Below are 14,221 nucleotides of genomic sequence, written 5' to 3'. Positions count from 1 at the left end.
ATAAGGATGGCTGCGCTACTTGAGCACGTTGGCGCTCATGCGATGCAGGAACGCCGCCATATCCTGACGTACGACAGGGTTCATGCCACGGAACGTCCTCGACCCGTCCTTCTCCTTCCAACCGGTGGTCACGCCCGTGCGGGCCAGCCACTCGACATCGGTGAGATGGGGTGTCGTCATGGTCACGTCACGGAACGGCACCGGTTCACCCAGCGTCGGATTGGCCTTCTCGTGGCTCGCAAGACGATGAAGGAACGCGGCCATATCCTGACGCTTCACCGAATCCATGCCGCGGAACGTCTTGGAACCGTCCTTCTCAGTCCAACCGGTCGAGATACCGGTCGACGCCAGCCACAGGATCTCCTTGTAGTGCGGCGTCTTCGCGGTCACGTCCTTGAACGGATTCTCGGCTTTGCTCACGTCAAACGCAGGAGAGCCGGCCAGACGATACAGAAAAGCCGCCATATCCTGACGCACCACGCTGTTCATGCCGCGATACGTGGTGGTACCGTCTTTTTCCTTCCAACCGGTCGAGATACCGGTCGACGCCAGCCACTTGATATCATCCGCGTGCGGCGTCCCAGCGTTCACATCCGCAAACGACGGCGCAACGACGGCCGACTTCGTGAGCTTCACGTGCGCCTTCAACGGCATCTCGGCGGCGCCCGTGTCATACGTGTACGTCACATCCGCCGTGCCGGACAGGCCCGTCAGCGTCGTGCCATCAAGCTTCGCGCCCTTCAGATCACTCACCTTCGCGCCATCGAACCACGATGCCACTGACGACAGGTCAAACGTCGAGCCCGTATAGGCGGCCTGATACGTCGCCGCTGAGACATCGGATTGCTGAGCATTGCGATATCCGGCCGGAAGCCTTAGCGCCACCAACGGATTGCCGTCCAACTGCACCTCTCGCGCCACAGCCGCGGCGGAGCGGGTAGAAGGCGACTCGACCAGATTCACGTTCTTCGACAGATCCAGCGCCGTGATGGCATTGTTCTTCGCGACAAGCGACACAAGCCTCGTGTTATGCGACACATCAAGAGACTGCAACTTATTGTTGGATGCTTCGAGCACGACCAACTTGGAACTATTAGGCATATCCAACGACGTCAGTTCGTTGTTCGACGCGTGTACCGCATAGAGTGTCAGATTATGCGTCGTATCAAGCTTGGTCAACCGGTTGCTGGACACGAAAAGATTCTCCAGCTTCGGATTACGGGACACGTCCAACGACGTCAGCTTGTTCTTGTCCGCGTCGAGCTACACAAGAGCCGGATTCTTCGACACATCCAACGATGACAGGGCATTGTTAGATGCGAACAGCTCAATAAGTTTCGGGTTATGCGTCACATCCAACGACGTCAGCTTGTTGTCTCTCAGATGCAGGATCTCCAACAGCGGATTCTTCGACACATCCACCGAAGCCAGCGCGCTCTCCTGAACGTTCAACTCGGTGAGTTTTGGATTATGCGATACATCCAACGACGACAGCGGATTGCTGTACACAGACAGCTTGGTGAGTTCCGGGTTATGTGACACGTCCACCGACGTCAGTTTACCGCCGTCAAGATTCAGCTCCTTCAGTTGCAGGTTATGCGATACGTCAAGTGAGGCAAAGCTGCCTGACAATAGGCTCAATGACGTGAGCTTCGGATTCTTCGACACATCCACTGATGAGACGTCCTCAATCGACAAGTCAGTCAGATTGGGGAACAATTCCAAGCCTTGCGTCGAATCGACGCCGCCATAGCAGCTAAAGCTCGTGACAGCGTTGCGCTCAGCAACGCTGAGCATGCCATCTTCATCAGTATCGATCGGCACACCCGAATTCGGATTGATGACGCACGCTCTGAGCGCCTTGTCCGGGAAATGGGATGCATCGATGGGGATATCACCTGCCACGTCCGCGGCCAGCACGACCGGAGCACCACCGGCCAGCATCGCGATCGATGCAGTCAACGCCAGCGCCGTGCCCAATACCTTCTTCACGCTTCGCATGATTGTTCCTTTCCTCATGGCCACGTCACCATGATGCCCCCTACTATATAACGTGGGAACCGGTCCATACGATAGCGCGTCTGAGCATCTTCGCCTTGCCGTCTGTCTGCGCAAGAAATTCGGGAATTATGGCGCTTGCTCCCGAATTTCCTGCACTGAATCGTACTGAGCGCAAGAAATTCGGGAAAACAGGCGCATCTTCCCGAATTTCTTGCGCTGAGTTCGGCTCAGTGCAGGAAATTCGGGACGAACGGGATGATTCCCCGAAATCCTTGCGCGGCCGTTCACGATCAGAAAATGATCCGCACGCACGCAGCGGTTTCACTGGTCATGGGTCCGACCGCCACAACAAGGCAGCCCTTTCCAATACCTACGCTCCGTAATGCATGGCCGATGGAGCTATTCGCAGGCAATGCCATCCTTGTCGCGGTCGAGCGCGGGGCGATAACCGGGCTGGCCACGATACAATGGCGCCTTACCTGCGGCCCGTACTGCAGCACAATTCTTGTAATACACCGTGCTCGGCTTGGACGGCTTCGTTGTTGGTTTCGAGGGCTTCGTCGTAGGCTTGGACGGTTTCGTTGTCGGTTTAGACGGCTTACTCGGCTTAGTCGTAGGCTTGCTCGGCTTGGACGGCTTGGATGGTTTCGTCGTAGGTTTCGACGGCTTGGTCGTCGGCTTCGACTGTGGCTTAGTCACCGGATCGGTTGAGGTTTGGGCCGAGCTTTGATTGGCTTTGACTCCCCCGTTATCCGGTACGGTCTGCGACGGGCAGGATGACAGCACGCCGGCCATCGCATCATGTTCCGCCTGCGTTATCCACAGGGAGTATTTGGACTTCACGCCGATCTGACGTGCGACGTACTCGCACCGGAAGGACTTGTTGCCCGGAAGCCATGTGGCGGCATCGCCGTCCGACTTCTGTTGGTTGGCCGGACCGTCCACCGCAAGCAGGTTATACGGGTCATTGGCGAGTTCGCGACGACGGTCGGCCGGAAGCTGCTGCGCGCCGGTCTGCCATGCATCCGACAATGCGACAACATGGTCGATCTGCACCGCGGTGGACGTGATCTGCCCTCGCTGGAACGCAATGGTTTTGCCGGTGTAGGGGTCGCGCAACGTACCCGAAGCGACCACACAGTTGTTGGTGTTCTCCTTAAAGGTCTTGCCGGTCAGATCACGGGCGAGTATGTCGTTGCGCGTATCGCATCCGTTGTGATCGACGTCGGCCCACGCCGCACCGAACTGGTCACGGGAGTATCCAGTCTTCGGAGCGCGTCCCTTGACCGGCAGCGTCGCAAGCGCGGTCGTAGCGTTCATACCATCGACGGCACCAGTCATACGGTGCAGGAACGCCGCCATATCCTGACGCACGACGTTGTTCATACCGCGATATTCTGTACGGCCGTTCTTCTTCCAGCCAGTAGTCACTCCAGTGGATGCCAGCCAACGGATGTCTGCGGCGTGCGGGGTCGCATCAGTCACGTCGGCGAATGAAACAGCGGTGTTTGCGACAAGTTTCGTCTTGCTGGGATACTGGGCGGCGAATCGGTGCAGGAACGCGGCCATATCCTGACGGGTCACCGGCTTCATGCCGCGGAACGTGCCGTCCGACCAACCGGTCGAAATGCCGGTGGACGCCAGCCAGATGATATCCGCGTAATGCGGGGTTGCCGAAGTGACATCCTTGAACGGGTTAGTACCGGAAACATTCGGACTGCCAGCCAGACGGTGCAGGAACGCGGCCATATCCTGACGGGTCACTGAATTCATGCCGCGGAACGTGCCGTCGTTCCATCCGGTGCTGATGCCCGACTCAACGAGCCAACGCACGTCCTCGTAATGTGGGGTGCCGTTATTGATGTCATGCAATGACGTCTGCGCTGCTGACGCAGGCATTGCGACGATGCTCATCGACATCACCGACAATGCTGCGATTGCGATACTGGCGATACGCTTGTTCATGATCCCTCTCCCAGAACCATCATTCATCTCATACTCTGGCACTATCGGCCACAGCATAGCGTACACCGACCACGCACGAACCGTACACCGAGGCATGACACGATCACCGTCACACCTCTCTAACGGGCATATGGCCGATTACGCAATGTAACCGGCCGTATGCCCGTTGGGGATTATCGCATTCCCACAGAAGCGTTGGAATCCACAGCAATATGGCGTTGAACCCCGTTTCGTTCCCTCTTCAGAGCGGGATTCAACGCCTTATTGACTTTTGGATGCCGCACAAGTACAGAGGCTACTTGAATTGCAGCTTGTACGGAGTCAGACAACTTGTAGTCGTGCCGTCTCCGACTTGGCCACAATCGTTGCCTCCCCATGCCCACATACTGCCGTCACCAGTCAGCGCATATGAGGTCCATCCATCCATAAAGATCGTCTTCACATTGGTCAAACCGGGCACCTTATACGGAGTCAGACGATCCTTGGTCGTACCATCACCAACCGAACCATCTGAGTTGAATCCCCACGTCCACAGACTGCCGTCACCGGTAATCGCCCAACCATCGCCGGCTGCCTTTACATTGGTGAGACCCGGCACCCTATACGGAGTCAAACGGCTCTTGGTCGTACCATCACCGACTTGACCGGAATTATTAAACCCCCATGTCCACAGACTACCATCTTTAGTAATTGCCCAAGAATAACCCGCTTCGCGTACTTGGGACTTCAGTACTGCCGGCATGTCTTTTACCGTGATCCCCCTAAATCCCTGTCAAATACAGCAACTGCGCAAATCCCATAGTTTGTTCTCATACGCAGAATCCGTTATTTTCCAGTGAAACTAATCGTTCAGTCGTTCAAAGAACCGTCCTTCAACGGACATACAGCCGATTAGGGCATGAAATCGACTGCATGTCCGTTGAAGTTATGCAGCCAGCGCGTGGAAGAACACAGAAGAATTAATCACGGAGTTCACTTCTTCTCAACGAGCCCACAGCCAATTAAGACTCGAAAACGACTGAGTGCCCGTTGAAGAAATGCGGGAGTGGATGGCCCGCAATCTCGGATGGCTGGGATTTGTGTGCTGATATGATCATGGCTCCTCACCTCGAATGTCGATCGAGATGAGGAGCCATGATCATGAGACCCGGGCGCATCCCGGACCGTTATGTGCTATGCGGCTACGCACCGCCTAGCACGTAACTACTTGAGGACGTTGGCGTTCATTCTGTGCAGGAAGGCGGCCATGTCCTGACGCACCACCGGCCTCATGCCACGATACGTCCTCGAACCGTCCCTCTCCGTCCAGCCCGTCGTCACGCCCGTCTTCGCCAGCCACGCGATGTCCGCGCTATGCGGAGTGGAAGCGGACACGTCCCCGAACGCGACGTCTGCACCCAGCGCCGGGCTGGCCTTCTCATAATCGGCCAGACGACGCAGGAACGCCGCCATGTCCTGGCGCACCACGCTGTTCATCCCGCGGAACGTCCTCGAACCGTCCCTCTCCGCCCAGCCGGTCGTCACGCCCGTCGACGCGAGCCACAGGATCTCCTTGTAATGCGGCGTCCTCGACGTGACGTCACGGAACGGGTTCCCCGCCTTGCTCACATCGAACGACGGCGAGCCGGCCAGACGATACAGGAACGCCGCCATATCCTGACGCGTCACGGAGTTCATGCCGCGGTAGTCGAAACCGCCCTTCTTGTTCTTCCAACCTTCGGTGATCGCCGTGCCGGCGAGCCACTGGATATCCGCAGCGTGCGGCGTCTTCGACGTCACGTCGTCGAACTTCGAGACCGGGAAGCGCACGCTCGTCCAGCCCTGCAGTTTGGCGTCCTGGTTGAACAACGCGATCTTGTGCGTGCCCTGATAGCCCGCCGGCGTGTTCACGTCCACGTAGTAACGGCCCGACTGCGGTTCCTTGCGCACTAGGGCGTTCTGGCCGTCCGGGGTCGACAGACGCGTCGGCGACGAATAGATGTACGCCGCCCACGAGCACATCGATTCGCCCTTGTTGGCCAGGGCCTTGCATTCCTTCGACAGGTTGTCGATATAGATGCGGTACTTCGACTTCGCCGTGGCAACGCCGCCATTCGAGCCGTTCACGTTGTTCGCATTGCCCGCGGTCAGCGACGATTCAGCGGATGCGGCCAACGACTTCGTCGTGAACTCAGGAACGCTCTGCTTCTTATACGCCGCGTCGTCGTCATATCCCCACCATCCGGATCCGTTGGTACCGAAGAAGGTTCCGTCCGTGAACTTCACCTGCAGGTACGTCTGCAGGCTCGACCACGGGTCAGTACGATGGGTCTCCTTCTTCTTGATCATATCTTGGATCACGGCATAGGCATTGCTGCCACCCCAGTTGCCGTACTTGGTGCTCGGATTCAGCATCGTCACCGTTGCATCATCGACGGTGCCAGACAGCTTGCCTCCCAGTTCGGACAGATCATGGGTGTTGAAGCGGGTCCAGGATTGATACGTATAGGTCGCGATGGTGGCAGCCTTACCGTTGACCGTGCCGCTCCAGGTTCCCGTACGAATCTTGTGCAGATCCTCACGCTTGGCGTCGGCATCGGCAGAGGTGTCGTTGTCGGACACGACATCGCTGCCTCCGCAATATTCGGGAGCGCCCCAAGCCGTGCCCGTACCATTGGTCTGAGCGTTCTTGACGACATCCAAGCTGTAGCCGCGATAGACTTCGGTGGTCAGGCAGATCTGCGCCACCTTGTCCTTCAGTGCGGCATCAAGCTTGTAATCGTACTTCAGGCCTACCGTCTGCGCGCCGATGTCCTCGACCCTCAGGTTCGAGATCGAGACAACGTCGGACAGTTTCTTGAAGTTCACCAACACGCCGGTCTTGTCACTGACGACCAACTTGTCACTCGTGCTCTCGGAGTATTCGCCGCGTACGATGTCACTCCGCTTCGCCACATGAGCGTACAGGCGGACCGGATCGGTCTTGTATTTGCCGGAGAACCCCTCGCTTTCGGCATGCACCTCGGACAGATAGATCTTGAACGTCGCCGTGGAACCGGACGCCTTCGCACACGCGTTGCTGTAGCCATCGGAATAGCCCACGCCGTCATAGTTGTACTGGCTCAGATCCGTGCAGTACTCCACGCCCGATTCCAACCCCTTGACGGTTACGTTGATATACGGGACCATACTGTTGTCGCCGGGCTTCCACAAGGAGACATCCTGCTGTGTCTTCTCATCCCACCGGCTCGTTGACAGGCCAATGTACACCGGGCCAGAAGGCTTGCCGTAGTTGACCTGCGACGCCTCGCGAGCCCCGGTATCCGGCTGGGACTGTTGCCGCGCGTCGTATTCCGCCTGCAGCTTGTCGTTCTTCTCCTTGAGCGCCTTACGCGCCGCGTCTGTCTGCTGCTGCGCCTGCGACATCGTCGGCGACTGAGCGACCGCGCCGTCGAACGAACCGACGCCCGACACCGCACCAGTCTCATCCGCCAATGCGGACGGGGCAACCGCGGCCAGCGAAGCCAGCGCCGACACCGACGCCACGGCGCCTACAATGCGACGCCATCCCTTTCGAGCCATAACCTTGACCTTTCCACACGACGCACGACGCAACACCGCACCGCCGCCGCCCGCGGGAAACCCGAGACACACATACGTCCCTCCTGCCGACGGCATCCGCAACGGACCCGCGCCGCACATCTCCTCACAAGAGGGCAACACACAACCCCCTCAAACACCAACGATACCCCCATTCCGCAAATCCCATACAACCATGAACCGTATATCGGCGAGTCCCCACAACGGACGGAGTCATCCTGTCCAACCAGCGCCACCCCTATACTGGGAAACGCAGAACGATGAAGAGAAGGAATCCCATGAGAACCTTGTCGAAAACCACGATCGGCCACATGTGCGCGGTCGTCGCAACGATGGCGGCCATGATCGCACCAGCCGCGACGGCGAGCGCCGCCGAAGAGTACCCCGATGTCATGCTCGGCGTGTTCACCAACAGCTCGAAGGACGCGACCGACACCTTCTACATGTCGACCGACGGCGTGCATTTCGAAAAGATCAGCCAGGCGTTCACCGACCTGACGCCGAACGACGCTTCATCCAACGCGGCCGTCGGGTCGAAGCAGGACGGTCGCACGTGGAACCTGTATTCGTTTGTCTGCCCGTCGATCATCTGGCATGATGGCTATTTTTGGATGCTGGCGAACGAATCGAACTCCGGCAACGACCACACGCTCCGCCTCGTGATGTCGAACTCCAAGGATCTGGTGCATTGGTCCGATCAGAAGCCGATCAAGGTGCAGGTACCGAACGATACGGTGTCCAACGGCAACGGTAATCAGTTCGACGCCGTCGCCGCGGACTGGGCGGTGATGCCGAACGGCAAGATCGCGGTGGTCGCTTCGCTGGGCCGGTACGGCGGCTTCCATGCGCAGCCGGAAAAGGACACGATGTACCCGTACATGACGGTCATCGATTCGTTGGCGGCCACCAATGATCCGTCCGTCAACGCGAAGCGCAACGACTTCTCCGTCAGTGTGCAGCGCGCCCGCAAGATCAATCTGCCCACCGGCTCCACCAACCGTATCGACGGCTCCTGGTACTTCGAGAACGATACCGCATATCTGACCATCAAGCGCAACGGCGTGACCAATGAGATCTGGAAGACCCCGGCGGATCTCGTCCAGCCGCGCTGGACTGCGGTCAACAGCAACGTGATCACCGGTCATGAGGCACCGTCACTGACCAAGTTCAACGGCCGCTATCTTATGTTCACCGATGAGCTCTCCACATGGACGCCCGATGATCATATCCGCCAGCCGTATTATGCGACCGGTACCTGGAGCCAGTCGTCCGCCAGACTGGAATCCGGATGGTCATCCGCTCGCCTGCTCGACGCATACGACCATACCGGCAGGCGCCTGACCAATAATGCGAAGCACAATGCGGAAGGCGACGGCCCCCGCCATGGCACCGTCATCACGGTGACCGATCCGACCGCCAAGAAGATCATCTGGCAACAGCGCGCGCGAGTCGGATGGTCCTCCACACAGAAGCTCTACGACTATTGGGATGTGAACTCCAAGACCGCTCACGTCGACGACATCACGTGGCTTTCCGATACAGGCATCACCACCGGATTCTCGGACGGCTCGTTCCGTGGCATGAACAGCATCGTCCGGCAGGATATGGCCGCGTTCCTGTACCGGCTCGCCGGCTCGCCGTCGTTCGACGTGTCGAAGACCCGAAACCCGTTCCGTGACGTGACCTCGAAGACTCCGCACTACAAGGAGATCCTATGGCTGGCCTCGACCGGCATAACGACCGGCTGGACGGAGAGAGACGGTTCCAAGACATTCCGCGGCATGAACGCGGTGACGCGTCAGGACATGGCCGCGTTCCTCCACCGGTTCTACCAGAAGTATCCGGAGCATGTGAAACAGCTCAATACGGGCATGCAACGCGATTTCAGCGATGTCGACGCCCGCACGCCCCATGCCGACGACATCGTCTGGCTGGCGACCACCGGCATTTCCACCGGATGGCGTGAACGGGACGGCTCATACACCTATCGCGGCATGAAGCCGGTCGTCCGTCAAGATATGGCAGCGTTCCTCCACCGTCTGTCAAACAAATCATGACCACAAGGAGCGTCTTTTTCATGGCATCTCATGCAACCAAGTCATGTAGGGCGACCGCCGTCATCGCGGCCCCACTGCTAGCGTTGACACTGTTGACCCCGCATGCCGTGGCCGACACGGCGACGGACACAACGATCGACACCGATCAGCCTATCGTCAACGTCGATCAGACGGCCATGCCCAATCCGCAGCATATGTGGAGCGGCGGCAGCGAAGCGGAAGCCGAAGCCACTGACGCTTCGCCATACGCACGGTCCGCCGCCGACAGGAAACCGTACTGGAGCACGTCGAACGGCAAGAAAACGTTCCACGACGGCACCGGACGCACCTATCTCTCCCCCGCCATCAAGGTGATCGACGTATCGGAGCACAATACATCAATCAACTGGGCGAAAGTCGCCGCGTCCGACGTGGACGCCGTGGTGCTGCGCGCCGGTTACGGCATCGACAACGTGGACAAGGCGTTCGTTGCAAATCTCGCCGCCGTGCGCAAATACCACATCCCGTTCGGCGTGTACTGGTACAGCTACGCGTACGACGCCACATTCGCCTATCAGGAAGGCCGCAGTTTGGCCGACCTGCTGTCCAAATACCATGTCACCAACGGCGAGCTCATTCTGCCGGCGTACTATGACCTCGAGGACTGGACGTGGACCGGCTACACCGATAAGCGGCCGAGTGCCCCCGCCGCATACGAGAAGATCGTCAATGCGTTCGATTCGGCGATGGCCAAACGCGGATACACCCACACGTCCATCTACAGTTTCACGAACTATCTGAACAAGCAGCTCGCCTCGCACACACTCTGGGCGAAGACCACCTGGGTGGCGCAATACGGCGCACAGCTGGCGTTCACCGGCAACAATGCGACGGCGAGCGCGGCGGACAAACGCGTGTTCAACTGGCAATACACGTCACAGGGAACAGTCAGCGGCGTCTCCGGCACCATTGATCTCAGCGCGTTCGACGCACGTCTGCTGCCGCTTGGCGGCTTCCGTGATGTGAACGTGAGCACGCCGCACGCGCAGGACATCGTCTGGCTGTCTTCGACCGGCATCTCGACCGGCTGGAAAGGATCCGACGGCACCGTAACGTTCCGCGGCATGCACGGTGTGGTGAGACAGGATATGGCGGCGTTCCTGTATCGTCTGGCCGGCTCCCCCGCGTTCGATGCCAGCAAGGCGAAGAACCCGTTCGTCGACGTCACCACGAAGACCCCGCACTACAAGGAGATCCTGTGGCTGGCCTCGACCGGCATCTCGACCGGCTGGGATACCGCGCATGGCAAGGAGTTCCGCGGCGGGCGCGTGGTGGTGAGGCAGGATATGGCGGCGTTCCTGAACCGTCTTGCCAGCCACATGGGCGATACGTCCGCAGCCAAGTGGCAGCCTTACGGCTCCAGCATGTTCGCCGATGTCACCGACAAGACCCCGCATCATCGGGAGGTGCTGTGGCTGGCTTCACGCGGCGTCGCACAGGGGTGGACGGAGTCGAACGGCTCCACCACGTTCCGCGGCATGCAGACCGTGGTGAGGCAGGATATGGCGGCGTTCCTGCATCGGCTTAAGGATTATCTCGGCGCGTGATGTCGTGACATTGTGCCGATGACGACAATGGGGCTCTCCTGACAGGAGAGCCCCATTGTCATTCCACGTACTGCCGTCCGTGCGTCGCGGTCACTTGACGTTGGTCTTCATACGGTGCAGGAACGCAGCCATATCCTGACGGACGACGTTATTCATGCCGCGATATGTGTGGTTGGTGTATCCGGTCGCGACCTTGGTGCCGGCCAGCCACCAGATGTCCTGCGCATGCGGTGTATCGTCGGTCACATCCACGAACTGCCCCTTGTCCGCGTCGGAGGCCGTGTACGTACCCGCTGCAGCGTTACCCTGATACACAGCGAAGCGGCGCAGGAACGCAGCCATATCCTGACGGACGACGGGCTTCATGCCGCGGAAGGTCACTGTGCCGTCCTGCTCGGCCCAACCGGTGGTGATGCCGGTCGAGGCCAGCCACAGGATCTCCTTGTAGTGAGGCGTCGCCGAGGTGACGTCGGAGAATGGGTTCTTCGCCTTGCTGGCGTCGAACGACGGGGAGCCGGCCAGACGATACAGGAACGCAGCCATATCCTGACGGTAGACAGGCGTCATGCCGCGGAAGGTTCCATCCGTGTAGCCCCTCGCGATGCTCTGCCCGGACAGCCAATAGATGTCGGTGTCGTGCGGCGTGAGACGGTTCACATCAGTGAACGGCGCCTTCACGGTCACCGTGGCCGTGGCCAGCAGTTTCACACCGCTCACGTCGACCGCGCCGACCAGCGTGATGCCGATCGACGACGGACGTGTCGTGGTCCAGTCGCGGTTGCTGTCCCAGGTGACCGGAAGCTGCTTGGTGGTGTTGTCGCTGTAGCGTACAGTCACCGTGGACGGCAGGTCCGGAGCGGTGCCGGCGAAGGTTTCGACACTCACGTCATCCACGGATTGCGGTACGGCCGGGATTTCGATGTCCGGGTTCTGCTTCCACTGCGCATACAGCTTCACCGTAGGCAACAGCTGCTTGGGGATCACCGCGTTGGGCAGCAATGTGATGCCGGTGCCGTTCGACAGAGTATTCCATGACGTGAACGTATATCCGTCGCGGGTGAATCCGTTGTTGGCCACGCGCAGGGTGTCGCCGGCCTTGCCGGTGGTGTCGGCGGTGGAACCGCCGGTTGCGCCGTTGCCGTCATAGGTGACGGTGACGGCGTAGTTCAGTAGATCGTCGACCGGCTTGCCGTTCACCGTGATCGACGTGTCGGTATCGACGGTGATGTCCGTCGAAGAGATCGTCGGTTCGGCCGCGACTGCAGACAGCGGAGCCGCTAGGCAGACGACCGCTGTGATCGCTCCCGTCCCCTGAGCCAGACGCCGCATCAATGTGTGCTTGTCCATGATTTCTTCGCTCCTTAGTCGATTGTTGCCGCAACCATCGGTCGTTCCGCCAAGGAGACTGGTCACGACAGCGTCATTCCCACTATAGTTACGCGTTGTTGCATTAGCGCGATTATTACTTGTCGCTGATCATTGTGACCAATGATGCGCGACGATGCAATGAACGTTTCGTCGCGTGCTGTTGAGATATGGGCGAGTACGCGCATACGCCAACATATGAGAATCGGCCCTCGATAGCATGTCATCGAGAGCCGATTCATTATCTTCGCCCAGAGAATCCGTACTGCTTGAGCACTACTTGAGTACGTTGGTGTTCATTCTGTGCAGGAAGGCGGCCATGTCCTGGCGCACCACCGGCCTCATGCCACGATACGTCCTCGAACCGTCCCTCTCCGTCCAGCCCGTCGTCACGCCCGTCTTCGCCAGCCACGCGATGTCAGCGCTATGCGGAGTGGAAGCGGACACGTCCCCGAACGCGACGTCTGCACCCAGCGCCGGGCTGGCCTTCTCATAATCGGCCAGACGACGCAGGAACGCGGCCATGTCCTGGCGCACCACGCTGTTCATCCCGCGGAACGTCCTCGAACCGTCCCTCTCCGTCCAGCCGGTCGTCACGCCCGTCGACGCGAGCCACAGGATCTCCTTGTAATGCGGCGTCCTCGACGTGACGTCACGGAACGGGTTCCCCGCCTTCGACTCGTCGAACGCGGGGCTGCCGGCCAGACGATACAGGAACGCCGCCATATCCTGACGCTTCACACTGCTCATCCCACGGAACGTGGCAGAGCCATCGGCCTCCCTCCAACCGGTCGAGATACCCGCGGAGGCAAGCCACTCGATATCATCCACATGCGGCGTCTTAGCATCCACATCCCTAAACGACACCGGCTGCTGATCGGACTTCGTCGTGAACGTCGGTAAGTTCTCGCGATCATACAGCAGCGTGCCGTCGGCAAGCCACACATTGAAATCGATGTACTGGTAAGCGTAAGGATCATCGGCATGGGTGACGTTCGGGTCATTCATCACCTTGTCCCACCAGTCTTCGCCCCAGTTGCCGTACTTCGTACCGGACCGGAACAGCGACGTGTAATCGATGCTGAGCGTACCCGACATCTTGCCGCCCAAGTCCTTGTCAACCGAGAACAGATCCTGACGCTGCCACGCCAGATCAGTGTACGTCGCACCGTTATCAACCAAGGTGTTCTTGCCATCGGCAGTAATGGTGACTGCCGAAACAGTGTGGACAGCCGCGATCTTCTGCCGCGTGGCGACGCCCTGCGCTGATGTGTCGTTATTGGCGACCTTCAGGTTTTGACCGGACGACGTATAGCCCGTCGTGTACGGCGTGCAGTGAGTTTTCGCGCTTCCCATGCCGGCGATACCGATCGTGCCCTTGATCTTGTCCACGCTGAGCGTGCGCGAGACCACGGTTTCCGCGCAGATCTCCTCGATCTGGTTCTTCAGCGACGAATCGATGTTGTACTTGAACGACACCGTGGCACTATCCTTGGTGATGTTCGATATCGTACTGCCGGAAATCAGATCGGTTTTCTTCTGATTCGTTGGGTATTCGTGGTATTCCGCCATAGCGGTACCGGTCGTGCCCATCATCATGGCCAATGAGCAGACCAACGCACCAATGGCCCCGATTCCCTTCTTCATACCGCTTTGCATATCGAGTCC

General features: G+C 59.1%; 9 protein-coding genes and 1 pseudogene. 2 read left to right on the top strand and 8 right to left on the bottom strand.

The window, feature by feature from the left end; translation table 11 throughout:
• Nucleotides 1–15: 15 nt before the first annotated feature.
• The 6 genes and pseudogenes from DSM100688_RS03215 to DSM100688_RS03195 form a co-directional block, all read right to left on the bottom strand.
• A complete protein-coding gene (locus tag DSM100688_RS03215; protein ID WP_152357731.1) occupies nt 16–1,194 on the bottom strand; it encodes an S-layer homology domain-containing protein in 1,179 nt (392 codons plus the stop codon).
• Nucleotides 1,195–1,263: 69 nt separating this feature from the next.
• The gene (locus DSM100688_RS03210; protein ID WP_152357730.1) at nt 1,264–2,001 is read right to left on the bottom strand and encodes a leucine-rich repeat domain-containing protein; all 738 of its coding nucleotides are present in this window, start codon (nt 1,999–2,001) and stop codon (nt 1,264–1,266) included.
• Between the two features lie 399 nt (nt 2,002–2,400).
• On the bottom strand, nt 2,401–3,363 hold the full coding sequence (locus DSM100688_RS12020; protein ID WP_239519340.1) for a GmrSD restriction endonuclease domain-containing protein: 963 nt from the start codon (nt 3,361–3,363) through the stop codon (nt 2,401–2,403).
• 213 nt (nt 3,364–3,576) lie between these two features.
• Nucleotides 3,577–3,900: pseudogene (locus DSM100688_RS12015) on the bottom strand (S-layer homology domain-containing protein); the annotation flags it as partial.
• Nucleotides 3,901–4,261: 361 nt separating this feature from the next.
• The gene (locus DSM100688_RS03200) at nt 4,262–4,708 is read right to left on the bottom strand and encodes an RCC1 domain-containing protein (RefSeq protein WP_152357728.1); all 447 of its coding nucleotides are present in this window, start codon (nt 4,706–4,708) and stop codon (nt 4,262–4,264) included.
• Nucleotides 4,709–5,169: 461 nt separating this feature from the next.
• Entirely contained in the window at nt 5,170–7,527 is a 2,358-nt protein-coding gene (locus tag DSM100688_RS03195) for an S-layer homology domain-containing protein (protein WP_163146817.1), read from the bottom strand.
• Nucleotides 7,528–7,823: 296 nt separating this feature from the next.
• Between DSM100688_RS03195 and DSM100688_RS03190 the strand changes: the two genes are divergently transcribed.
• Nucleotides 7,824–9,602, top strand: coding sequence for an S-layer homology domain-containing protein (locus tag DSM100688_RS03190; RefSeq protein ID WP_163146818.1), 1,779 nt, complete (start codon nt 7,824–7,826; stop codon nt 9,600–9,602).
• Nucleotides 9,603–9,622: 20 nt separating this feature from the next.
• The gene (locus tag DSM100688_RS03185) at nt 9,623–11,188 is read left to right on the top strand and encodes a GH25 family lysozyme (RefSeq protein WP_163146819.1); all 1,566 of its coding nucleotides are present in this window, start codon (nt 9,623–9,625) and stop codon (nt 11,186–11,188) included.
• Nucleotides 11,189–11,278: 90 nt separating this feature from the next.
• On the opposite strand, the gene DSM100688_RS03180 is transcribed toward DSM100688_RS03185, so the two are convergent.
• A complete protein-coding gene (locus DSM100688_RS03180) occupies nt 11,279–12,535 on the bottom strand; it encodes an Ig-like domain-containing protein (RefSeq protein WP_152357724.1) in 1,257 nt (418 codons plus the stop codon).
• Between the two features lie 294 nt (nt 12,536–12,829).
• Complete coding sequence (locus DSM100688_RS03175) at nt 12,830–14,200, bottom strand: S-layer homology domain-containing protein (RefSeq protein WP_170286272.1); 1,371 nt, start codon at nt 14,198–14,200, stop codon at nt 12,830–12,832.
• Nucleotides 14,201–14,221 lie beyond the last annotated feature (21 nt).

This window comes from Bifidobacterium ramosum (genome assembly GCF_009299505.1).
GTDB lineage: Bacteria > Actinomycetota > Actinomycetes > Actinomycetales > Bifidobacteriaceae > Bifidobacterium > Bifidobacterium ramosum.
Note: the sequence above shows the minus strand (reverse complement) of the source record. Positions and strands in the feature narration are given on the sequence as shown.

Bases quoted from the DNA above. Each gene is read 5' to 3' on its own strand.
- DSM100688_RS03210 (WP_152357730.1), bottom strand. From the start codon at position 2,001: ATGCGAAGCGTGAAGAAGGTATTGGGCACGGCGCTGGCGTTGACTGCA.
- DSM100688_RS12020 (WP_239519340.1), bottom strand. From the start codon at position 3,363: ATGGCGGCGTTCCTGCACCGTATGACTGGTGCCGTCGATGGTATGAAC.
- DSM100688_RS03200 (WP_152357728.1), bottom strand. From the start codon at position 4,708: ATGCCGGCAGTACTGAAGTCCCAAGTACGCGAAGCGGGTTATTCTTGG.
- DSM100688_RS03195 (WP_163146817.1), bottom strand. From the start codon at position 7,527: ATGGCTCGAAAGGGATGGCGTCGCATTGTAGGCGCCGTGGCGTCGGTG.
- DSM100688_RS03190 (WP_163146818.1), top strand. From the start codon at position 7,824: ATGAGAACCTTGTCGAAAACCACGATCGGCCACATGTGCGCGGTCGTC.
- DSM100688_RS03185 (WP_163146819.1), top strand. From the start codon at position 9,623: ATGGCATCTCATGCAACCAAGTCATGTAGGGCGACCGCCGTCATCGCG.
- DSM100688_RS03180 (WP_152357724.1), bottom strand. From the start codon at position 12,535: ATGGACAAGCACACATTGATGCGGCGTCTGGCTCAGGGGACGGGAGCG.
- DSM100688_RS03175 (WP_170286272.1), bottom strand. From the start codon at position 14,200: ATGAAGAAGGGAATCGGGGCCATTGGTGCGTTGGTCTGCTCATTGGCC.